This is a genomic window from Alicyclobacillus acidoterrestris, assembly GCF_022674245.1.
In the GTDB taxonomy this organism is placed as follows: Bacteria; Bacillota; Bacilli; order Alicyclobacillales; family Alicyclobacillaceae; genus Alicyclobacillus; species Alicyclobacillus acidoterrestris.
Genome location: NZ_CP080467.1, coordinates 2990555 through 3013750 on the forward strand (window position 1 = coordinate 2990555; position 23196 = coordinate 3013750).

General features: G+C 57.3%; 21 protein-coding genes. 3 read left to right on the forward strand and 18 right to left on the reverse strand.

Annotated elements, in window-relative coordinates:
* Positions 1-137: 137 nt before the first annotated feature.
* The gene (locus K1I37_RS14585) at positions 138-1073 is read left to right on the forward strand and encodes a Na/Pi cotransporter family protein (RefSeq protein ID WP_146824016.1); all 936 of its coding nucleotides are present in this window, start codon (positions 138-140) and stop codon (positions 1071-1073) included.
* Here K1I37_RS14585 and deoC read toward each other — a convergent pair.
* From deoC to K1I37_RS14645, 12 genes are all read right to left on the reverse strand, one after another.
* Positions 1050-2333, reverse strand: a complete 1284-nt coding sequence (deoC, locus tag K1I37_RS14590) for a deoxyribose-phosphate aldolase (protein WP_021295260.1) — start codon at positions 2331-2333, stop codon at positions 1050-1052. The two genes, K1I37_RS14585 and deoC, sit on opposite strands and share 24 nt — an antisense overlap.
* Positions 2330-3742: a tRNA (N(6)-L-threonylcarbamoyladenosine(37)-C(2))-methylthiotransferase MtaB gene (gene mtaB / locus K1I37_RS14595; protein WP_021295259.1), complete on the reverse strand. Its 1413-nt coding sequence runs from the start codon at positions 3740-3742 to the stop codon at positions 2330-2332. Before mtaB ends, deoC begins: the two co-directional genes overlap by 4 nt.
* 6 nt (positions 3743-3748) lie before the next feature.
* The gene (locus K1I37_RS14600) at positions 3749-4525 is read right to left on the reverse strand and encodes an RsmE family RNA methyltransferase (protein ID WP_021295258.1); all 777 of its coding nucleotides are present in this window, start codon (positions 4523-4525) and stop codon (positions 3749-3751) included.
* Positions 4525-5475, reverse strand: coding sequence for a 50S ribosomal protein L11 methyltransferase (gene prmA / locus K1I37_RS14605; protein WP_021295257.1), 951 nt, complete (start codon positions 5473-5475; stop codon positions 4525-4527). Before prmA ends, K1I37_RS14600 begins: the two co-directional genes overlap by 1 nt.
* A 156-nt stretch (positions 5476-5631) precedes the next feature.
* Positions 5632-6768, reverse strand: a complete 1137-nt coding sequence (gene dnaJ / locus K1I37_RS14610) for a molecular chaperone DnaJ (RefSeq protein WP_021295256.1) — start codon at positions 6766-6768, stop codon at positions 5632-5634.
* A gap of 104 nt (positions 6769-6872) precedes the next feature.
* Positions 6873-8708 carry a molecular chaperone DnaK gene (gene dnaK / locus K1I37_RS14615; protein WP_021295255.1) on the reverse strand — a complete coding sequence of 612 codons (1836 nt, stop codon included), beginning with the start codon at positions 8706-8708 and terminating at the stop codon, positions 6873-6875.
* A 111-nt stretch (positions 8709-8819) separates the two neighbouring features.
* Positions 8820-9392 (reverse strand): nucleotide exchange factor GrpE, encoded by a 573-nt coding sequence (gene grpE / locus K1I37_RS14620; RefSeq protein ID WP_051189338.1) that lies wholly within the window; start codon positions 9390-9392, stop codon positions 8820-8822.
* Between the two features lie 48 nt (positions 9393-9440).
* Entirely contained in the window at positions 9441-10478 is a 1038-nt protein-coding gene (gene hrcA / locus K1I37_RS14625; RefSeq protein WP_021295253.1) for a heat-inducible transcriptional repressor HrcA, read from the reverse strand.
* 82 nt (positions 10479-10560) lie between these two features.
* On the reverse strand, positions 10561-11742 hold the full coding sequence (gene hemW, locus K1I37_RS14630; RefSeq protein WP_223204227.1) for a radical SAM family heme chaperone HemW: 1182 nt from the start codon (positions 11740-11742) through the stop codon (positions 10561-10563).
* A gap of 5 nt (positions 11743-11747) precedes the next feature.
* A complete protein-coding gene (gene lepA / locus K1I37_RS14635) occupies positions 11748-13556 on the reverse strand; it encodes a translation elongation factor 4 (protein WP_021295251.1) in 1809 nt (602 codons plus the stop codon).
* Between the two features lie 103 nt (positions 13557-13659).
* A complete protein-coding gene (locus tag K1I37_RS14640) occupies positions 13660-14328 on the reverse strand; it encodes a cation efflux transmembrane domain-containing protein (protein ID WP_021295250.1) in 669 nt (222 codons plus the stop codon).
* 161 nt (positions 14329-14489) lie between these two features.
* Positions 14490-14984, reverse strand: a complete 495-nt coding sequence (locus tag K1I37_RS14645; protein WP_021297264.1) for a hypothetical protein — start codon at positions 14982-14984, stop codon at positions 14490-14492.
* A gap of 223 nt (positions 14985-15207) precedes the next feature.
* Between K1I37_RS14645 and K1I37_RS14650 the strand changes: the two genes are divergently transcribed.
* Positions 15208-16002 carry a lytic transglycosylase domain-containing protein gene (locus tag K1I37_RS14650; protein ID WP_021297265.1) on the forward strand — a complete coding sequence of 265 codons (795 nt, stop codon included), beginning with the start codon at positions 15208-15210 and terminating at the stop codon, positions 16000-16002.
* Positions 16003-16427: 425 nt separating this feature from the next.
* Here the strand turns inward: K1I37_RS14650 and gpr are convergent, their stop codons facing one another.
* A complete protein-coding gene (gene gpr / locus K1I37_RS14655; protein ID WP_272496357.1) occupies positions 16428-17642 on the reverse strand; it encodes a GPR endopeptidase in 1215 nt (404 codons plus the stop codon).
* Here gpr and rpsT point away from each other — a divergent pair.
* Positions 17592-17870, forward strand: a complete 279-nt coding sequence (gene rpsT / locus K1I37_RS14660) for a 30S ribosomal protein S20 (RefSeq protein WP_021297269.1) — start codon at positions 17592-17594, stop codon at positions 17868-17870. The genes gpr and rpsT overlap by 51 nt on opposite strands.
* Positions 17871-17900: 30 nt before the next feature.
* Here the strand turns inward: rpsT and K1I37_RS14665 are convergent, their stop codons facing one another.
* From K1I37_RS14665 to K1I37_RS14685, 5 genes are all read right to left on the reverse strand, one after another.
* Positions 17901-18191 (reverse strand): small, acid-soluble spore protein, alpha/beta type, encoded by a 291-nt coding sequence (locus K1I37_RS14665; RefSeq protein WP_021297270.1) that lies wholly within the window; start codon positions 18189-18191, stop codon positions 17901-17903.
* Positions 18192-18211: 20 nt separating this feature from the next.
* Positions 18212-19216 carry a DNA polymerase III subunit delta gene (gene holA / locus K1I37_RS14670; RefSeq protein ID WP_236613902.1) on the reverse strand — a complete coding sequence of 335 codons (1005 nt, stop codon included), beginning with the start codon at positions 19214-19216 and terminating at the stop codon, positions 18212-18214.
* An 88-nt stretch (positions 19217-19304) separates the two neighbouring features.
* Positions 19305-20486, reverse strand: a complete 1182-nt coding sequence (locus K1I37_RS14675) for an NAD(P)/FAD-dependent oxidoreductase (protein ID WP_021297272.1) — start codon at positions 20484-20486, stop codon at positions 19305-19307.
* 115 nt (positions 20487-20601) lie between these two features.
* Positions 20602-22206 (reverse strand): ComEC/Rec2 family competence protein, encoded by a 1605-nt coding sequence (locus K1I37_RS14680; RefSeq protein WP_021297273.1) that lies wholly within the window; start codon positions 22204-22206, stop codon positions 20602-20604.
* A complete protein-coding gene (locus tag K1I37_RS14685) occupies positions 22203-23051 on the reverse strand; it encodes a ComEA family DNA-binding protein (RefSeq protein ID WP_021297274.1) in 849 nt (282 codons plus the stop codon). The genes K1I37_RS14680 and K1I37_RS14685 overlap by 4 nt, the downstream gene beginning before the upstream one ends.
* Positions 23052-23196: the final 145 nt, after the last annotated feature.

The window sequence follows — 23196 nt, forward strand, 5'->3', positions numbered from 1 at the left end:
GCGCACAAATGGCGCAAAATCCTTCGCAAATGGCAGCCAATCCACGCCAAATCACCCTAAGTTCCCCATCATCATCCATATCGAGCATGTTTTGCAGCTCGTCCGCATACCTTCAAAGCGGATAGGAGGGGCGGCACATGTGGGCAAACGTCGCAGCAGTGATACTGTCACTCGTGGCCTTTATCGGCGGACTCAAGGTCATGCGCCACGGACTCGAGGGCATGGCAGAAGGGCGCCTGGCAATTTGGTTGCAGCGTTTGGCGAAGACGCCGACGCGCGGCATTCTGACGGGGACCGTCACGACAGCCATCCTTCAGAGCAGCGCAGCGCTCACCGCCATCACCGTAGGCTTGGTGGCCGGGAAGAGCCTCACCTTTCGCAGCGGGCTCGGCATTGTGCTCGGGGCAAACGTCGGATCGACCATCACGCCACAAGTACTCAACCTCAACTTGTGGGGCATTGTCATCCCCAGTCTCGGCTTCGGTATCCTTGCAGTCCTCACGCGCAAGCCTGCACTACGCCGGCCCGGAGAAGGGCTCATCGGCTTTGCCTGCATCTTTATCGCGCTGCAGGCACTCAAGGTGTCCCTGCATCCCCTCACGACGAGCCACTGGTTCGCCCACGCCCTGTCCGTAGCGGGTGGACAGACAGTGCTCGCCATGGTCGCTGGCTGCCTCACCAGCGCCATCGTGCAGTCGTCGACAGCGGTGACGATACTCACCATGACGCTCGGCAGTTCTGGCATCATTCCAATGACCGGCGCCGTGGCCATCGTGCTTGGAGCCAATGTTGGCACATGCCTCACTTCCATCATCGCCGCCATCGGCGAATCTCGACAAGCGCAGCAAGTCGCGCTCGCCCACGTCATTCTCAACGTCATCGGCGCACTCACGTTCTTGCCCGTCATTGGCCCGTTTACCACAATGGTTGGTTGGCTCAGTCAAGACCCGGCGCAACTTGTCGCCAACGCGCACACCATCTTTAATATCGTCTGCACACTTGTCGTGTGGCCATTCACGCGACAATTCGCAGCACTCATCGAGCGGCTTTTACCGGACGAGCTGCACGCCTGAACTCGTACCGAGTCTGCTCGCGCCATACGCCAAGAGATTATATGCTGCAGTGGGCGTGCGAACGCCACCGGCAGCTTTGACTTTGCTGATGGTCCCTGCGACCATCGCCATGGCGCTGACATCCGCCAACGTGGCGCCGCCCTTGTGGAAGCCAGTGGAGGTCTTGATATAGTCCGCGCCTGCCGCGACGGTGAGAAAAGCACCTTTGATGACCTGGTCAAACGTCAGGGCGCTCGCCTCCAGAATCACCTTGATTGCTGGACGCGGGTGCAGATTTTGCGCCGTGCGAACCACGCGCGCCACATGCTGATACACGGTCCACACGTCGTCTTCTACAAGCGATCCGACAGGAATCACCATGTCAATCTCTCGCGCGCCTTTCGCAGCGAGCTCGAGCACTTCCGCCGCCAGCGCATCCGGCGATGTGGCACCCAGCGGAAAGCCGACCACCGTACAGACGTCCGTCTCGCTCTCTGCCAATCGTGAAGCGGCGTGACTGACGTGCTGCGGATTCACACAGACGAGTGGAAAACGGTGCGCATTTGCCTCACGGCAAAGATTTTCAATATCGACAACCGACGCTTCCGGTTTCAGGAGGGTGTGTTCAACCGCAAATCGAATATCATCGACGTCGAATTCCGCCGCCCGCGGCAGCGTCACCGACGCCTCCGGCGGCAATGTCACCTCGGGCATGACCGTCGTCAATTCGTCCCTGCATGCCGCAACCATCTGCTCGACAACTGGGCGTGCAGCCTTCCACGCCTCGTCGACGACAGCACGCGTCGTATCGTTGGAAAGCTGCCGCCAGCGCCGTTCAAAATCCCCGTCTCGCCACGCCAAGAGCGCACGCGCCTTCGCAAAGACGAACGACCAGTTCGCATAGCCCTGTTCACTGTGTTTTGCCTCCGCCTCGGCCATCGGCAAAAAGTACGCCGCGCGCACTTCCTCGGCTTGGTGCGTCGGCGTCACATCGGAATCGATTGCCTCCAGCAGATAAAAGCGCACTTGTTTGCGCACAGGCGCACCATCGCGCGTAATCGGGTATTCGACGCGACCAAGCGGCGCCAAAATGCGCGTCTCGATACCTGTCTCTTCGAGAATCTCGCGAATTGCGGCGTCTTCCCACGTCTCGCCCGCTTCCAAATGCCCCTTTGGAAACGTGACGCGTCCATACGCGTCATCAATCAACAGCACCTCGCGATGCGCACCTTGCCCACGTACGACAATGCCGCCGGCAGCGCGTTCAACTCGCTTGCTCATGATGTCATCCTCCTCGCGCGCTCTGTGGTCGCCTCAGGAATTGTCACCTGCGAGACGAACGACCCCATCTGCAGCGTCGCACTCGTCTCTTCAATCCGAACCTTCGAGACCTCGCCGACAACCGACGTCAAGTCGATCCCTTCCGGTACCACGAACGCCACCTTCAAATAATTGTCCGCGTGACCGACCACGATTCTGTCCGCCAACGGATGGCTTGCCACGAGCTCCTTCGTGCCATCGTCCGCCATCCGGCCCGGATGCTCGGCGATGACCTCAATCTCCTTGCCGACAAAGGAACGCGCGTATTCCGCAGTCAATTGTCTGGACAGTTCGAGCAAGCGTTCGACACGTCGGTGCTTGACGTCATCTGGAACCTGATCCGGGAATTTCGCCGCAGGTGTCCCCTTGCGCTGGGAATATGGAAACACATGGAGTTCCGAAAAGCGCTCACGCCGAATGAATTCGTACGTCTCTTCAAACTGCTCGTCTGTCTCGCCCGGAAAACCGACGATGACGTCGCTGGTTATCGCCAAGTTCGGCAACGCCTCGCGCAACTTAGCCAGTTTTTCTGCGAACTGCGCAACCGTGTAATGGCGGTTCATCTTCTTGAGCACCGCGTCACTGGCGGCCTGAATCGGCACGTGCAAGTGGTTCACCACTTGCGTCGAATGGCGCAGAACGTCTATCAGTTCATCGTCAATTTCACTGGCCTCAATGGAGCTGATACGCACCCGGTAAAGCTCTGGCACCTGTTCGAGATCGCGCAAGAGATGTGCTAATCGGTACCCGTTGAGATCAGCTCCGTAGCCGCCTGTGTGAATGCCCGTCAGAACAATTTCGCGATACCCTGCGCGCGCCAATTTCGTCGCTTGCGTGATAATTTTCTCCGGTGCGCGGCTGCGGATGAGCCCGCGCGCCCAGGGGATGATGCAAAATGTACAAAAATTGTTGCAGCCATCCTGGATTTTCAGATTGGCACGCGTGCGTTCCTCGAAAAATGGCACATCAAGTTCCTCAAACTCGCGCGTCTTCAAAATGTTGTCGACGACTGTGAACGGGTGCTGCTCGCGGCGGACTTCCTCCACGTACTCGACAATCCGGGATTTTTTGTCGTTGCCGATGACGAGATCGACCCCTTCAATGCGGGCGATTTCCTCTGGCGCAATCTGCGCGTAGCAACCCGTGACAACGACCACCGACTCCGGGTTCGTGCGGATGGCGCGTCGAATCATCTGTCGGCTCTTTTTGTCTCCACTGTGCGTGACCGTACACGTATTGACGACGTACACGTCGGCAGCTTCCTCAAAAGGCACCTGCGTGTAGCCGTTGTGCTTAAACACTTGCCAAATACCTTCTGTATCATAAAAGTTGACCTTGCAGCCAAGCGTGTGAAACGCCACTGTAGGCACGAACCTTCAACCTCCCATATCGCCAAAATGCGCCAGTGCAATGGCGAGCGCCGCCACGCCAGCCGTCTCCGTGCGTAAAATGCGCGGGCCAAGCGTTACCAAGACCGCCTGTTCGCACGCCTCAAAATAGGCGCGTTCAGCGTCACTCCAACCGCCCTCCGGTCCGATGAAGATGGCCCGCTTGGGTCGAGATGTCCCCTCGGGCGCACCAGGGGACGCGTCGAAGTGCGCCAGTGCGTGCACCAAACCCACGGCGCGCTCCGCCTCATCGAGCACGATGAACTGTTCAATCCCATCCGCGAACAGTCCTTCACACAACTGAGACAACCGCGTCTCGTAACGAACGGCTGGAATGGCATCCCGCTGTGACTGCATGGCCGCTTCGCGAGCGACCTTCTGCCAACGGGCGAGTTTGTTCTCCACTTTCCCGTCCAACTTCACAACAGACCGCTCAGCCTGGTACAGGACAAAAGAATGCGCGCCGACCTCTGTACACTTTTGCACAATCGTCTCCATCTTATCACCTTTTGCCACACCTTGAACCATTACGATGTGGGCAGTCGGTTCACTCGAAGGATACTGCTCCAGTAGACGCGCTATCACCGCATCTTTCGACACTTCTGCAATCTCGGCCAGCCAAGGGCCACCAGGGGTCACGACGACAAGTTGCTCTGCCGGTTTGACGCGCAACACGCGCGCAAAATGATGCGCATCGGCCTCGCCAAGCTGAATCTCGTGATGCCGCTGTGCGCCGGTATGATGGACAAAAACACGCGGCAACATCAGTCTTTCACCGCCAGAATGGCCATCCAGTCGTCCTTTTGGTAGCGCTTGGCCACCCGAAATCCCTCATTCAAAAGGGCTGCCTCGACGGCTGGAGCCTGCGTGTCGATGTATCCGGACGTGAGCAAATAACCCCCCGGATTGAGTCGGCGCGCGACCTGTGGCAAGAGGAGAATGACGATGTCGCGCAAGATGTTCGCCACCGCGACGTCGAATCTCGCATCTTGCGCGTAACCTGAAAGCAGGTTCCCCTCCTGCACCGTGATGACGTCTGAAAGCGCGTTGTGTTCGACGTTTTGGTGTGCGGCGTCGACGGCTACAGGATCAATATCGATGGCCGTGACATGCGACGCACCTAACCGCGCGGCCGCAATCGCGAGAATGCCTGTCCCAGTTCCGACGTCGAGGACGTTGGCGCCGCTCAAATCCAATTCAGAAAGCGCTTGCGTGCACAAGTGGGTGGTCTGGTGTGTCCCGGTGCCAAACGCCATGCCTGGTTCCACGATGATCGGCTTGCGGGACGCCAGGTCCTCTGGCAAGTCCGAAAGGTTCCAAATCGGCACAATCACCAGCTCATCGCCCACTGGAATCGGGTGATAGTGCTCCTTCCACGCGTTCAACCAAGTGCTGTCGTCCACCGAATCGATACGAATGTTGCGCGCGTTCGCTCCGACGTCGAGACCCGATGCAGCGACGCGCTCCACGACCTCCAGCACGCGGGCTCGAATTACTTTCGGCTCGTGTCCCTCTGGAAAATACACCGACACTTCGACCCCGTCGGTCGGAACAATCATCTCGTCGAACCACTCGCCGTACTCCGGGTGCGGAATATGGACATTGGCAATCCCCTCCAATTGCACCCCTTGTAGGTCAGGGAATTCCTGCAGCAATGCCGCGACCGCCTCCGCCGCCTCGTGCGTCACCTTGAATTGAACCTGCCACCAGTGCATAACGAACCTCCTCAGATTGGGTGCGCACCTCGGTTTCCGATGTGCACCCACCACTTGCAAAACAAAACGAAACGGCCCAGCGACCTGGACCGTACTCGTCGTCCGCCCCGACTCGTAACCTTGGGGGGCTCTTTCCCATTTTCCAATATCGCGTCATTAGGCGTTGCCGAGAAACGCGTCCTTCATCCGTTCCATAAACGATCTCGCCTGCTCGTGCGTCTGCACGCCCAACTCCTTGCCGAGTTCGCGGAACAAATCCTTTTGCCGCTCGGTCAAATTGGTCGGCGTCAACACCTGCACGCGCACGTGCTGATCTCCTCGCACCGTCGACCCGAGTCGCGGAATCCCTTTTCCGCGCAACCGGAACATCGTTCCCGATTGCGTGCCTTCTGGAATCCGCAGTTTGACATCCCCGTCCAGCGTCGGCACGTCAATCTCGTCGCCGAGCGCAGCTTGGACGAACGTCAGCGGCATATCGACATAGACGTTCGTGCCCTCGCGTTCAAAGATCTCATGCGGTCGCACCCGGATGACAATATGCAAGTCGCCAGGCTGCCCGCCGTTGGGGCTCGCCTCCCCAGCGCCAGACACGCGCAAGCGCGTGCCATTGTCGACGCCGGCTGGCACCTTGATTTGAACGGTTCGGCGCACGCGTTTGCGACCTTGCCCGCGACAATCTGGACAAGGCTGCTCTATAATCACGCCGCGCCCGTGACAGTTCGAACAGATGCGGCGGTTGACCATCCTGCCAAATGGCGTCGACTGGACGGTTTGCTGCTCACCAGTACCGTTACACACGGTACACGTCCGCGGATGCGTGCCTGGCTTGGCACCATTCCCGCCACACGTCGAACAGGTCTCTGTGCGCGGAATCTGAATCTCTTCCTCGACGCCGAATGCGGCGTCTTCAAAGTCCACTTCCAGCTCGTACTCCAAGTCCTGTCCGCGTTGCGGCCCGCGCGAGCGCGCACCACTCCCGCCGAAGAACATATCAAAAATGTCGCCAAACCCGCCAAAGTCAAAATCGCCAAAGCCAGCGCCCTGGCCTCCGCCACCAAACCCACCTTGCGTCGGATCCTGATGGCCAAACTGGTCGTAGCGGGCGCGTTTCTGGCTATCCGAAAGCACGTCGTACGCCTCGGCAATCTCAGCGAACTTTTCCGGCGCGCTCGGATCATCCTTGTTGACGTCAGGGTGGTATTGACGAGCCAACTTGCGATAGGCTTTTTTGATTTCTTCCTGACTGGCTGACCGGCTGACACCGAGTACCTCGTAATAATCTCGCTTGCTCACCGGCACACCTCCAGTTCTTTCGTCATGACAACTTTGTATATCTTACAACGATGGGCAGGGATCCGTCATCCCTGCCTCATCCGGAAGCTTTATGTTCGAAAGGCTTACTTCTGATCCTTGTCAACTTCGGTGAATTCCGCATCGACGACGTTGTCATCCGCCTTCGATCCGGCGCCAGCATCACCGGCCTGACCCTGTTGCGCTGAAGCTGCCTGCTCATACAGCTTGGTGGAAAGCTTGTGCAGGACCTCTGTCAGTTCGTCCTTGGCCTTGGTAATCGGCTCGGTTTCGGTACCAGCGAGCGCGTCGCGAAGCGCCTTTTGCTTCTCTTCTGCCTCTGCCTTCAGCCCCGAATCGAGTTTGTCACCGAGGTCCTTCATGGTCTTCTCCGTCTGGTAGAGAAGTTGGTCGGCTTCGTTGCGAATCTCGACCTGCTCGCGGCGCTTTTTATCCTCTTCCGCGTGCATTTGCGCCTCTTGCATCATGCGCTCGACTTCTTCCTTGGACAATCCGCTCGACGCCGTGATGGTGATGCGCTGCGATTTGCCCGTACCGAGGTCCTTCGCCGCGACGTTGACGATACCGTTGGCATCGATGTCGAACGTCACTTCGATCTGCGGTACACCACGCGGTGCCGGTGGAATGTCAGACAGCGTGAAGCGACCGAGCGTCTTGTTGTCGCGAGCCATCTCACGTTCCCCTTGCAGGACGTGAATTTCAACCGACGTCTGGTTGTCCGCAGCCGTCGAGAAGACCTGGCTTTTCGACGTCGGAATCGTCGTGTTGCGGTCAATCAGGCGCGTGAATACACCACCCATCGTCTCGATACCGAGCGACAACGGCGTCACGTCGAGCAATACGACGTCCTTGACTTCGCCCGTCAACACACCCGCCTGGATACCTGCGCCGACGGCGACGACTTCGTCCGGGTTGACACCTTTCGATGGTTCACTGCCAATCAGCCGCTTAATCGCTTCTTGCACAGCCGGGATACGCGTCGAACCACCGACGAGAATGACTTTGTGAATGTCGCTTGGCGACAAGCCCGCGTCTTGCAGTGCTTGGCGCGTCGGCGCCAGTGTAGCCTCAATCAAATCCGCCGAAATCTCTTCGAATTTCGCGCGCGTCAAGTTGACTTCAAGGTGCTTTGGCCCTGTTGCATCCGCCGAGATAAAGGGCAACGAAATCGTCGTCGTCAGCGTCGAAGACAGCTCTTTCTTCGCTTTTTCCGCTGCGTCCTTCAAACGTTGCATTGCCATTTTGTCTTGCCCTAGGTCAATGCCGGTATCCTTCTTAAACGTATCAATCAGATATTGCATGATACGGTTGTCAAAGTCGTCACCACCGAGGTGGTTGTTCCCGCTGGTCGCCTTCACTTCGAACACGCCATCGCCGAGTTCCAAGATGGATACGTCAAACGTACCGCCACCCAAGTCGAACACGAGAATCGTCTGGTCTTCGTCCTTCTCCAAACCGTAGGCAAGTGCCGCAGCGGTTGGCTCGTTGACGATACGCAGGACTTCGAGGCCAGCAATTTTCCCGGCGTCCTTCGTCGCCTGGCGTTGGCTGTCGCTGAAGTACGCTGGCACAGTAATGACCGCCTGCGTGACCGGTTCCCCAAGGTACGCTTCAGCGTCCGCTTTCAACTTTTGCAGAATCATCGCCGAAATTTCTGGAGGCGTGTAAGATTTACCGTCGATCGTCACTTTATGATCTGTACCCATGTGGCGCTTGATGGAGATGATCGTGCGGTCCGGGTTGGTGATAGCCTGCCGCTTTGCGACATCCCCCACCAGACGTTCGCCGTCTTTGGTGAATGCCACCACGGACGGGGTTGTGCGGTTACCCTCTGCGTTCGGAATGACGACAGGCTCGCCGCCTTCCATCACAGCGACGCACGAGTTGGTTGTACCAAGGTCAATACCAATGACTTTTGCCACTGAAAGTTCCTCCTCCATCACACGATTTACAATTCAATTCATCACAGGCGCTGGCGCAACGATCTCGCCGCGCAACACTCCAAACTGGATGAGCGCAGACGGAATAGCCCGTCACACGCTCACTTTCACCATTGCCGGGCGCAATACCTTGTCATGTAACAGATACCCACGTTGCAACTCCTGCAGCACGACATTCGGCTCAACGCCCTCGGCTGCCTCCTGCATCACAGCTTCGTGACGCGTCGGGTCAAACGCCTCGCCTTCGGCGTTCATCGGCGTGACGCCGTATTGCGACAAGATGGCCTGAAACTGACGGTGTACCATTTCGATGCCTGTCCGAATCTGCTCATCTGCGTCACTGACGGCTTGCATGGCGCGGTCAAAGTTATCGACCACCGGCAGCAAGTCGGACAACAATTTCTTCGTGGCGAACTGGCTGAGTTCTTCCTTCTCGGCCCGCGTCCTCCGACGGAAGTTATCAAAATCGGCGCGCGTCCGAAGTAGTTGCTGCTGCAGATCTGCAATTTCCTGATCTTTTGGATCAACTTGCGCCTCTGACTGCGCCGCATCGTTCGACGCAGTCTCCGTTTCCGCCTGCGCTTCCTTTGCTTCTACATCGGTTTCCGCTTCGGTTGCCGCCTCATTCTGTACTTGTTCATTTGCTTCTTCAGACAAGCGAAACACCCTTTCCTGAATCACAATGGTCGAAAGGCTACCGGCGCCTCGTGCAAATCAGTTTCCTTCCATCCGCTGCGTCAGCAGGTTCGTCATCGTTCTCGACGTGTACTCGAGAATTTTCATAATCCGACCGTAATCCATGCGAGTAGGCCCCAACACACCAATATGTCCCACAGGGCTGTCGGCCAAACTATAGGTCGCCGTAATGACCGCGCAATCCTGCAGCGGCCCCTCCGGATTTTCCTCGCCAATGCGCACCTGAATCCCGAGTCCTTCAAGCGGCAGCCAGCGCGTAACCGTATGTCCTGCCTCGAGGAGAGACAGAAGCGGTTGTGCCTTTTCGACATCGTGAAATTCCGGCTGCTTCAGCATATTGGCAGCACCGCCGATGTACACAGGCTCTTCTCGATGCCCAACTTGGCAGAGCTCCTCGACGACCGCAAGCACGTCTTCATATCGCTCGACGCGCCTTGTCAATTCCTCCGCCAACTGGCTGTACAAGCTGGAGCGCAACTTGGACACAGGGACGCCGACCAACTTGTCGTTCAGCACATTGACGATAAACTCCACATCGTCTACGTGAATGTCCTCCGAGAGATGAACCGTGCAATCCTCGACATGTCCCGTATCCGTTACGAGAATGGCGACTGCACGCCCCTTTGCCAGCGGAATGAGTTCAATCTTGCGAACCTTATCCGTGTACATCTTTGGACCGAGAACTATCGCTGTCTGTTTCGTCAACGTCGACAGGACCGTCGACATCTCGCGAAACACCTGCTCCATTTCATCCATGCGCTGCGTGAAGAAAGCCCGCAATGCCTCGGCTGTCGAATCCAGTTCGACCGGGTCTTGAGGCATCAGGTGATCGACATAAAACCGATAGCCCTTTTGCGACGGAACACGTCCTGCAGACGTGTGTGGCTGTGCTAAATACCCCATTTCTTCGAGGTCAGCCATTTCATTTCGAATCGTTGCAGGGCTGAACTGTATCTGTTCATGTTTGGCGAGCGCCCGTGAGCCGACCGGTTCAGCCATGCGAACATAATCCTCTACAATTGCACTCAGAATTAGTTGCTGCCGATTAGTCAGCACTGTTCTCGCCTCCTTGTTAGCACTCTCGTTACATGAGTGCTAAACGCCCACGTCTTGACAATAGCAACGGTGGCGGCGGTTGTCAATCAGCACCACCAACCGACACGAACTTCTCAAAAATTGCGTTCGCCACAGGCCAATACTGAGCCGGTATCCGAACCCGCAAAGCTTCCTCGACGAGCAAGCCTTGTTCCAGAAGCTGCAGGTAGACATCCCCATAGACGTCCTCGATGGTCACACCATAGCGCGAAACAAAGTCTTCTTTCGACACGCCCTCGGCAAGTCGCAAGCCAAGCATCATCGTATCTTCCGCAGCCTCGGCGTCGGTGACGGCGTACGACGACAAAATCGGACGGTTGCCTGCCTTCAACGTTCCGATATAGTCCGGAAGTTTCGGCACATTCTCGTAGCGCACGCCTTCAACATAGCCGTGCGCCCCGGCGCCAGCCGCCAAATAAGGCTGATTGCGCCAATACACAAGGTTGTGGCGAGCCTCTCCACCTGGCCTTGCGAAATTGCTGATTTCGTAATGAGCAAAACCAGCCTGCTGCAGCCGGTCGCGGACTAAATCGTACATATCCGCCTCCAAATCTTCCCCCGGCAGCGGCAATTGTCCGCTATCGCGCCACTTGGCAAACGGCGTGCCCTCTTCGACCTTCAGCCAATAGGCCGAAACATGGTCTATCGGCAAGGACAATACCCTGTCGAGCGCGTGCTCGACATCGGCCAAGGACTGTTCTGGCAGGCCAAACATGAGATCGACGTTGATCTGCCGAAACCCAAGCTGGTATGCGCGCTCTACACTGTCTACGACCTTCTGCGCGTCGTGCGCGCGTCCGATGGTCATCAACAACCTATCCCGGAATGTCTGCGCGCCGAAACTCAGGCGGTTGACGCCAAACGACCGCAGCAACGCCAGCTTCTCTTCGTCCACCGAATCCGGATTCGATTCGAACGTAAACTCCGCGCCATCCGCCAATGAAAAATGCGCATGCAATTGCGTCAGCATGCGCTCGAGCAACGCGGAACTAGGCAGCGTCGGCGTACCGCCGCCAAAAAACACCGTTTGCAGCGGCCCTTGTGCCGATTGCCCAAGCTTCTCAAACTCGGCGCCAAGGGCGTCCACGTAATCCACCATGACGGAATCAGGCGCGACATACGTGTTGAAATCACAGTAAAAGCAGCGACTCTTGCAAAACGGAATGTGTACATACAACGATGTGGGCGTCGCCAGCTTCTCCTGATCTCTCACAGGTTGCGTCAATTGCCTCACTCCATTTTTAATACCGCCATAAACGCCTCCTGCGGTACCTCCACGTTGCCGACTTGCTTCATGCGCTTTTTACCTTCTTTTTGCTTTTCGAGCAACTTGCGCTTACGCGAGATGTCGCCGCCGTAACACTTGGCGAGGACGTTTTTGCGCATCGCGCGAATCGTCTCGCGCGCGACAACACGGTTGCCAATCGCCGCTTGAATCGGCACCTCAAACATCTGCCGCGGAATCAGTTCCTTCAGCTTCTCGCACAAAGCGCGCCCGCGCGGGTAAGCCTTGTCCCGGTGAACAATGAAGGACAGCGCGTCAACGACGTCGCCGTTGAGCAATATATCCATCTTCACCAGCTTCGACTCGCGATAGCCAACCAGCTCGTAGTCGAACGAAGCATATCCCTTCGTCGATGACTTCAACCTGTCGAAGAAGTCGTAGACAATTTCCGATAGCGGCAAGTCGTAGACGATGGTCGTCCGGGCCTCATCGAGGTACTGCATATCGTGGAACTGGCCGCGCTTCTCCTGGCACAGTTCCATGACCGCACCGACGTGATCCTTCGGCACGAAAATGGACGCCCGCACATACGGCTCTTCAATTCGCTCAATCCGATCCGGATCTGGCATCTCACTTGGGTTATCTATCGCCGACATGGTCCCGTCTGTGCGATAGACGTTGTACACGACGCTCGGCGCCGTCGTGATGAGCGTCAGGCCATACTCCCGCTCCAGGCGCTCTTGCACAATTTCCATGTGCAGCATGCCGAGGAAGCCGCAACGAAAACCAAAGCCGAGCGCGCTCGACGTCTCTGGCTCATAGGTCAGCGCCGCGTCATTCAACTCCAACTTCTCAAGCGCCTCGCGCAGGTCCTGATAATCTGCGCTATCGACCGGATACAGTCCACAGAACACCATAGGATTGGTCTTGCGATACCCAGGCAGCGGTTCGGCCGTCGGGCGCTCTGCGTCGGTCACCGTATCACCGACCCGCGTGTCGCGCACGTTCTTGATGCTCGCCGCCAAATAGCCGACGTCGCCGGCGTACAACGCATCAATCGGCGTCATCCGCGGACTGAACACGCCCACTTCATCGACTTCAAACTCCTTGCCCGTCGCCATCATGCGCACGCGCATCCCCGGCTTGACGACCCCGTTAAAGACGCGCATGTAGACGATGACGCCGCGATACGGGTCGTAGTGCGAATCGAAAATCAGCGCTTGCAGCGGCTCGTCCGAGTCCCCTTTGGGCGCAGGCACCTTCGCGACGATTTGCTCGAGAATGTCCTCGATGCCAATCCCCGATTTCGCAGACGCCAATACCGCGTCGCTGGCGTCCAGCCCGATGACGTCCTCAATCTCCTGGCGCACGCGCTCCGGCTCCGCGCTCGGCAGGTCGATTTTGTTGATGACCGGCAAAATCTCCAGGTCGTTGTCCAGCGCCAAGTAGACGTTCGCTAACGTCTGCGCCTCAATACCCTGAGCCGCGTCGACGACCAACAGCGCGCCCTCGCAGGCCGCTAGACTGCGTGACACTTCGTACGTGAAGTCCACGTGTCCCGGCGTGTCAATCAAATTCAGTTCATATTCTTCTCCGTCCTTCGCCTTGTAGGTCAGACGAACGGCTTGTAACTTAATCGTAATGCCGCGTTCCCGCTCCAAATCCATCTGGTCGAGCAACTGATCTTGCATCTCCCGCTCACTGACTGCGCCGGTGAGTTGAAGAATGCGATCCGCCAACGTCGACTTACCGTGATCGATATGGGCAATGATGGAAAAGTTCCGGATACGCGACTGGCGAGTAGCGTTTGACACGGTAATCCTCCTTGTGTCGCACCACAAAATAAACCGCGCCAAGGCGCGGCTTGCACCCACCGATTATACCATTCGAACAAACCGCCCAACAAGCGGCAACGGGTCAATGCCGGTGCGCGCCGTGATCGTGAACATGTGGCTCACCCGACTTGAAACTGTGCCAAGACTCCCACGCCTCTTGCAAAATAAAATAGAGAATGGCGAGCGCCGCCACGGAGTCGACCCACCACCAGTGAAATAGGCTGTTGAGCCCCATGCCCAGGAGCAGCGCCCAGGACATGTACGCACAGGTGAAACTGCACATCGCGTCGCCAATCAGACTCGGACTGTGCAAAAGGCGGCCGTAGCGCAACTTCTGCAGCGCCAACCACGGCGTAAACAAACTGCTGGCAGCGGCGGTGACCAAGCCCAAGAGCGTCATCTGCGCCGATTGGTGACCATGCCACACCTGTCCACTGCGAAACGAGACGTAGCCGGCCAAGGTGAACAGGCAAAGGGCGATGACCCCACTTGTCCAGCGCTCTATCTTGTGTTCGGAAGCCATCTCTTCCCCGGACTGGATCTCGACGTACAACCGCACCACCAACAACATACCGCTCCATAGCTCCACCGCGCTGTCGACACTGAAGGCGGACAGCGACAAACTGCCTGCGCGATAGGCCGCGATGGCCGCGAGAATGGCCTCGGTCATGATCCAGCCGATAGAGAGCAGTTCTATCTCGACGGCACCTTTTAGTAATTTTTCGCGGTGTGTCTCGGGTCCTCTCGCCAACCGCGCTACCCCCTGTCTGAGTGAATGGAGTCCTCCGATATATCAAGACGCGAATTGCACGGAACCGCGCAAATCGCAAATCGCAAATCGCAAATCGCAAATCGCAAATCGCAAATCGCAAATCGCAAATCGCAAATCGCAAATCGCACGCGACGCGATGTTCAATTGGTGTTAATAAACAGCGTATCGAGGACACCCTTCAGCATGGAGCCGAACGCATTCTGCAGATGTTCGCCGAGATACACGCCCCCCGAGTCCATCGCCGCGGCCAGCGCGCTGTTCACACCGTCCTCATCCGGATTCGGATTGTCACCGTTCGAAGTCAGTCCCACGCTCGCACTGTCACCTTGCGAAAGTTCTGTGTTGGAATACTCCATGACTGGCGGTTGATATATATTGGAAGCCTCTGCGGGCGCGCTCGATTCCCCCGACGCCTGTTGTGCACCAGCACCACTTGCACCCACTGCCGGGTTGTCCGCATTGTCCGCTGACTCAACTTGCACAGCAGTTTGCACATTCGCTCTTCCCAAGTGGCTCATCGCTTCGGCGAACACGGTGAATAAAGTGCCGCCCGATCCCACCAACAAACCAACAAAGAGGACACCGGCAACCACTTTTTTGAGCCGCCGCCGCATTGCACCCCACGCCTGTGTCATACCTCTCCACCCTTTCGCGCATCCACTATGCCTGCCATACGTCCTTGTTCTGGCTTCTAGTAAACGTTATGCACGGGGTTGCTAGATTAGCACTACCGTCAAAGATTTCATCAGATTTATATGGGAGAAGATTTCTATGGGACAGCCTTCGACCTACGCAGGAATGTGCTCTTTGCGCGGCGAATCATACGAGTAGAAATCTAGCGGTGGGGGAAAAGCATCGATGAACGTGTCACCGGTTACTGGCTCGACGGCGGCGAACACAACCGCTGCAACGGCTGTGCCGACAGGCAACCAAATCGTCAGCCAGTGGCAATCTACTAATCAAGTTTTCGAAGAAATCCTGGAAGAGACGTTGGAAATGCTCGTCAGCGAAGAAAGTTCCACACTGCCGACAGCGGGTATCAATCCATCGTCCACCGCATCTTCGCAAGGACTCACTGGACTGTCTGGCGTAGATCCGAGCACCATCAACACGAGCGACAGTTTGACGCCACTGCTCTTATCCTTGCTACCAAATTTCACAGGCACCACGCCGCAAACGGCGACGAGTGCAAATAGCACCGCAGCAGATGCGGGTGTTACGAGCGCACCAACGTCTACCAGTGCTACTGCGCCTAGTGGAAGCCTTGCTTCCATCATTAATACAACGGCTGAAAAGTACAACTTGCCGCCGTCACTGCTCAGTGCCGTGATTCAACAAGAATCCGGGTTTAATCCCAACGCGGTGTCCAGCGCTGGCGCACAAGGCCTCATGCAATTGATGCCGAGCACGGCACAGTCGCTGGGGGTGTCGAACGCCTTTGACCCTGCGCAAAACGTCGACGCTGGCGCGAGCTACTTACGGCAGCTACTCAATCAGTTTGGCGGCAGCGTCCCGCTGGCCCTTGCAGCCTACAACGCTGGTCCGGGCGCCGTATCAAAGTACCAAGGCGTGCCACCATATGCTGAGACGCAAAACTACGTCCAAAGCATCCTGAATCACGCCGGTCTAGCAAACGCCTCTAGTAGTTTATAAGGGTGGGCCACCATCAGTGCACGCAGGTGCGGCACTGGTGGCTTTTTTTGCGGAGGTGTGGGGCGCGCGTGGCGGGTGGGGCTTGGGAGGCGGCGCGCCGGTGGGGCTTGGGGCCGCGTGCCGGGCGCGATCGTGTCTTATTAAGACACTGGCGCCACTTTTGCACCGATTAGGGCATCAAAAATGCCTTATTCCGCTTCTTCGGGCACGGTTTTGGGTAAATCCTCGCGAATAGCGCAGATTTCCTACCTTATCCGCCTCCGCAGCGCCGATATGTCACAAATAGCGCAGAAAAGTTACCTTATGCGGCGCCGCAGGCCCCCAAGTCCACCGCAGGCGGCGCGTGCCCCGCGCCACCCTGTCCGATCCCGGCCACCCGCGCGCCAGCCTGCGTGCCCCCACAGCGCGCCACAGCGTCCCCCCGCTCAATGCGTGACCAAGTCGGCGTCCTCCATCGTCATGGCCGGGTGAAGTGCCACGTTTAGGCCCTTGGCGACCACGTATGCGACGTCTTCCATGAAGTCGTCGACTTCCTTCGGGGTGACGACCAGGTTGTTTTCCATCGGATCGAGCACCTCGCGAACTAAGTGCCACTTTTCGCCGGTGGACAGTTGGTCGAAGAGGGCAGTCGCGGCATTGCCGGGCACTTGTTCGCGGAGTTGGTTGAGCACCAACTCGATGGCGTCGTTGGCGATGGTTGCTGCCTCGACGACGGTCGGCACGCCGACGGCGATGACGGGGATACCGAGGGTCTCGCGGTCGAGGGATTTGCGGTTGTTGCCGACGCCAGCGCCCGGCTGGATGCCGCTGTCGGTCAACTGGATGGTGGCGTTGACGCGGGAGAGCGATCTCGACGCCAACGCATCGATGGCAATCACCGCATCCGGCTTGACGCGTTCGACGATACCGCGCACAATCTCGCTCGTCTCAATTCCGGTGAGGCCCAGCACGCCCGGGGAGACGGCGGCGATGGAGCGATACCCTTGGCCGTTGCCAAGCACCTCTGGCATGTACTCCAACAGGTGGCGCGTGACAAACAATTTTGTCACGACCATCGGGCCGAGCGCGTCGGCGGTAACATGTTCGTTGCCCAGGCCAATGACCAACACGGAACCGTTTTCCGGCACATCCAGGAGCCGGTTGAGTTCGTCCGCGAAGACCTGGGTCACGCGCTCCTGCAGATCTGGATCCCGCCGGCGCAGTCCAGGGATATCAAGCGTGACATACGTCCCCTTGCGCTTACCGAGCCGCCGTTCCGCCACTTTGGTGCGGACCTTGACCCGCGTGACTTCGATGCCGTCAAAAGATTCCTTGTACTCGTCGACGCCGTTGACTGTGTGGCCGCCTTGACGGGCGAGATCGTGTGCTTCCATCGCCAGGTCTGTGCGCGGGCTGTAACTCGTTAGGGAGCGGTGGCGCTCCTGCAGCGGGATAAACTTCGGTTGCCCGTGAATTTGAATTCTCGTCACTTTTTTTGTCATAACCCCACCCCGTTTCTGCTTGTCCATCTTGCTACGTTCCGTATGATGTGGTAAACTCTCTTTCGTCTGTAAAGATGCCGGTTTTGTGCAGTTGGAGGTGAACCGTTCATGCCAAACATTAAATCTGCAGAGAAACGCGTCCGTATCGCGGAGCGTCAAACGGCGCGAAACATGTCAATGAAATCCGCACTCCGTACGACCATTAAAAAGTATGAGACAACGCTCTCTGCTCACGACGTTGAACAAGCGCGTGCAGCTTTGTTGACGGCTACCCGCGCATTGGATAAAGCTGTCACCAAGGGGATCATCAAGAAGAACACCGCTTCGCGGAAAAAGTCCCGCTTGACCAAGCACTTCAACGAGCTTGTTGCCAGCAACAACGCGTGAGTCAAAATAAACGACCCATTCTTGGGTCGTTTATTTTTTTGTCGCCTCAATTAAAGAAGCCACATGCTGGTTCGCCATCTCCTGGCGTGCCAACGCGACCAATTTCGATACCATCGGTCCACCTAAGTTGCCGCCGATGCGTCCAGCATCCTTCGCGCGCAGTTCTCCATTGTCGGCATCGTCCTCATATTTGACGTGCAGTTTGTCTGCTACCATTTTTGCAGCCGACTGAGGTTTCGCGGGCGCACTCTGCTCGACTACGTGCAACTGTCCATCCGAGCCGATAATTCGGACTTGCTGCCTCCCCGGCTCATCCGCCATCCGCAAGCACCCCCTCGCGCTTACTTTGCCCGCCGCAGCGCACTCGTACTCCCAGCCGCCGCGAGCATCAACAATTCAATCGCCTGCTGCGCGTCGCGCCGACCGCGCTTGACCGCCAACTCGTAATCCGCCGCTTGGCAAATAAGCCGTTCAATCGCCGACAACGTGAAATTTCGCGCCTGCTTGTCCGCCACCTTCATCGCAAACGGATGCGCCTTCGCCTGCTTTGCGATGTCCTCCATGCGCATCCCGCGCTGGCCGAGTGCTTTCGCGAACCACATCAAGCGAAACTGGCGGGCCAGCATCGCGAGCAACGACAGCGCATCGTATCCTTGGCGCGCGACCTCCTGCAAATTCGCGAAGGCGTGGCCGATGCGGCCTTGGGTGACGTGATCGACCCAGTCAAAGACCGTCTCCTCCATCGTTTGCGCTACCAATGCGCGCACGTCCTCCACCGTCACCGTTCGCCCCAGCGCATAGATAGACAACTTCTCGAGTTCATTGCTCGCGTGTGTCACAGTCCCTGTGCGCCGCCACAGCTCGTCCAGCGCATCATCTGTCAGGTCGACCTGCAGGCGGTCGCGATCCTGCTTGAGCACCCGCAGTGCAACCGCTGGTTTGGGTGTCCGACAGTCGATCACGATATGACGCTTCGCCGCCTTCGTCACCTTTTTTCGCTCATCCAGCTTCTCTCCTGGCACCGTCACCACCAGTGTGCGCTCGCTCACGGGATTCTGAAGGTACGCCTCCAGGGCCTCCCCCGATGCCCCCGCCTTGCCTTGCGCAAGAAACGCCGTGCAGTTGCGAATCAAAACCACAGGCTGCGCAAGAAACAGCGAGACACTTTGCAATTCAAACAGTGCGTCGTCCACGCCATCTTCTTCAAAATCGTAGCGCGCCAGCGCCTGCCCATCGGACAACTCCACGAGTTTCTGCGTAAATCTATCCATAAATAATGCTTCCGTACCATACAGCACATATACGGGCGCAAGTTTGCCTGATGTCAGTTGTTCATATGCTGTCACAAAATCCAAAAAAGACGCCTCCCCAACACCAGTATACCTTGTCTGGTGTAGGAAGGCGCCTTTTCCAGAATATCTAGGCGAACAGTAATTAGATGCGCATCATTTGCTTGGTACGGTTGCCCGCTAAGCGCATACCGCCCAATTCCCAAAGGTACTTCGCCTTGCTGCCTTCTTTGGCAAGTGCAGCGGTCACACCTTTGATAGGCACGCCAAACGCGTCGCCTACGCCAACTTCCGAACCCAGCGAGCACAGCGTACCCCAGTTGCGCGGCTTGAAGCTCTTCATCGGTTGACGGTTGAGCTGTGCAAGCAGGTTGTGCGCAGCCAAAGCGCCCATCTGCTCCGCCATCTGAGCCGTCGGTGGGAACGGTTTGCCGTTTTCATCCTCAGCCCACGCGCTGTCGCCGACGATGAAGATGTGGTCGTCGTCCGCAGACTGCAAGAAGCTGTTCACCTTGCCGCGACCGCGACGGTCCACTGTAAACCCAGCTTCCGTCAACAATGGGTTCGCGCGAACGCCACCGGTCCAAACAATCGTTCCAGCTTCGACGGTCTCGCCGCCATCGAGGTGTACAACACCCGGCGTAACTTCCATAATTTTCGTGTTGGTGCGCAACTTGCCACCCTTTTTCGTCAATGTTTCAGCGACATACGGGCGCAGGTGTGGCGCGACCATCGGCAGAATCGTCGGCATCGCTTCGATGCACTGCACGTCGACTTCCGAGAATGGAATGTCGAGAGACTTGCACAACTGTGGCAGGTACTCGAGCAATTCACCCATCAATTCAATTCCGGTTAAACCAGCGCCGCCAAGCGCAATGCGCAGGTGCCGCTTGTCCCCATCCTTGACGTACGCCTTAAACTCGTTTTCAATGTGTTCGCGAATCCCGACAGCCGAGTCCAAGTTGGTAATGCTCAAGCTGTTTTCCTTGAGACCCTTGATGCCGAAGTACTCCGATACCCAACCCAGGCCGTAAATCAAATAATCGTAAGCGTACTCGCCCGCTTGACCGACGACGACCTTCTTGTTGCGGTCAATTCCCGTAATCTGGTCGACGACCAGCTCAGAGGAATCCTGGCGCAGCACTTCTTTGATGGGCACTTGATAGTTCGACCCAGGGCCACGTCCGCCTGCAGCTTCGTGCAACAGCGTCGTCAAGTAGTGGTAATCATGGTTGTTCACGATGGTGAAAGGCGTACCCGCTTTATCCAGGTGAGCAGCAGCTGCCATTCCCGCATAACCGGCACCGACAATCACAATTTTGGTCATTGCTCGTCCTCTCCAGTTCCATACCGCATATTTTATGATTCCAAGCATTGCTAGTGGCCTCTGCACGGCCATCAAGCTCTATCCAGTTTTTAATCATAGCACAACAACTTTTAATTTACACGATTTGATGCGCATTCATACGAGCAATGAGACGAACTAGAGCGCGTGCAATCCCCGTCGGCCGCTGACACAGCAAGAGTAACCCGTAATAGGCCAGCATCCACCAAGTCGGAAGCTGCGGCATGACGTCGAAACTGTGTGGCAGCGCCACAAATTTTTGCAAAGCGAAACACAAAAAATGAACAAGTCCCACATCCGTCATACCGACGCCGTGCCCAACGTCGGCAAAGGCTCGAGATAACGGAAGGCACTGGTCAAGTAGAACGATCCCACACCACAAAAGTGTCAACGGGAGAAGCAGGACGAGCAACGGCTCGACGACGACCGTTGCTGCGGCACCATACGGCGTCAATTGTCCAAATAGCCACCAGATTAACGGGATCATATAGGCGTCAATCAACAAACTGACGAGCATCAATGACCACCCATGCGAGAGCGCTCTATGCAGCAGAGAAATCAACCAATGCGGCCAGAACCCATTTGCACGGCGGTGCGGCGAATTGCGTGGCAATAGCTGTGTCGCCTGAAAAATCGCAAACGCTGCCATCGTCGATAAGATTCCGCTGACAGTCGAGATTTCCTCTGGCGACCAAAGCGCAAACAGAAGCGTTGAAACCGACAATGCCGTAAACGGGTGCACCGGACGACCGCACGCTCGCGCAAGGACTGTATACGACGCAAAGACGCCGGCTCGGACAATGGGGATCGCCCCACCACAGAGCCAGACAAAGCCCCAAACAACCGCGAGTTGGTACAAAATGGGGAGCATCTTGACCTGAACCCGCAACACGCGCACAACGCCTTTCCAGACCAATCCACTGACGCGCAATACCAAAACCACATTGGCGCCACTGGCCGCGAGCAGGTGCATGACCCCCGCGTCGAGAAATAGCGTCTGCGTATCGGATGGCACCGCAGCCGCCCGCCCGACGACCATGGACAAAGCGACGTTTGCAAACACACCGTCTGCACTTGGCACCGTCCTGTCCAACGCCCCCGACAGCCACTGCAAATCGGCGAGGGCGCCTCGGGCCGGCTGAACGCTGAGCAATTGGCCTCGAAACTTGTAAAGCGGAGACAATAAATCAACCGCTCGTGCAGTGTTTTCGGCCGTTTGCCCATCATCTTCGACAAACATGCCGGATAGCACCACGCCTTCGCCCACAAAGAGGGGTTGAACAGCGTGGCTCGTGGGACGCCACGACACTGTGTAGTCACATCGCCTTTGTCCCGTCCCCGCACCCTCATGGCGCACGTTTATCTGATAAATCGTCTCACTCGCGTAGACCGCGGCACTTGTGACCGTGCCGCGGATGACAGTCGGTAATCCGATTGCGACAGTAGGGCGCGGCGCCACATCGACACTGTCCAGCCACCCCATTGCCAGCGCGACACCAAGCAGACAAAGGTAAACCAACACCACTCGCGCGAAGCGCCGCCGGATAACAACCGCCAACGCGGCCGCAGAGATGCTCCACCCCATTGCCACCTCAAACAGCATTTGAAGGTGCGAGCGCGATATAAAGCTGTGCGCGGAAATAACGAGCGCACCGACTGCCAACCACGCGCCCATATTCACCAATCGGGCGTCGTGTTTCACTGCCCGGTCTCGGACTGACCGTCCACGTACAAGCTAGGCGCCCATTCGGCGAGCGTTTTCGAACCAATCCCTTTGACATTGAGCAAATCGTCGACCGAGTGAAACAATCCGTGCGCCGAGCGATAGGATACGATTGCAGCCGCTCGTTTCGGCCCCACGCCGGGCAGGGATTCCAACGTCGCCGCATCGGCTGTATTCAAATCAATTCTCTGACCTGACGAAGGGGAACTCGACGCACCCGTGACATCTTCGCTCGACGCAACGTCCGGATTGTCGTTTGCACCCGTCGCAGTGTCCGTCGCGGATGACGCTTCTGATGCGGGTTCCCTGGCGTTACGCAAAGCTGTCTGTGCCGCTACAGGAACGTCCAATTCCTCGCCGTCCCACAGGAGTGCCGCCGCATTCACATTCGTTTTATCGGCTGCATGCAGGAAACCCCCAGCCGCTTGAATCGCATCTTTCACCCGCGAATTCGGCGGAATTTTGACAACCCCTGGCCGGGCGACGTCGCCGTGGACGTCGACCTGAATGAATCCCTCGCTCACCTGGCTGTCGGAGAACCCAGCCGTTGCAGGCGATGATGTGGAAGAATTTGCGGAAGTTTTGGCGGATGTGCCAAGTCGCATCGTTTGGCTTTGTGCGCCACTTCCAGCACCCGCGGTCGATTTGCCAGCGCCGATGAAGCATCCGACCGCGACAAATCCCACGACCAACACCAGTGACAAGACGACCTTCAGCCACGCGGGAAACGGCCAGTACCACTTCCCGACAGTCCGCCGTTTGACCTTGCTCAACACTTCGGCGTCGTCCGCATCAACGAGCCAGAGATTGGATGACCTTCCCACGATTGCATCATCTCCCTTTCGAACGTGCACAACATGGAGAGGTATTCAATCCGGACGCAGCGAACGCCTGTTTGCTCCAAGTTAAACCATATGCAACTTTGCAAACGACAAAATGGCGTGAATGAATACAATAACATGAGGACGA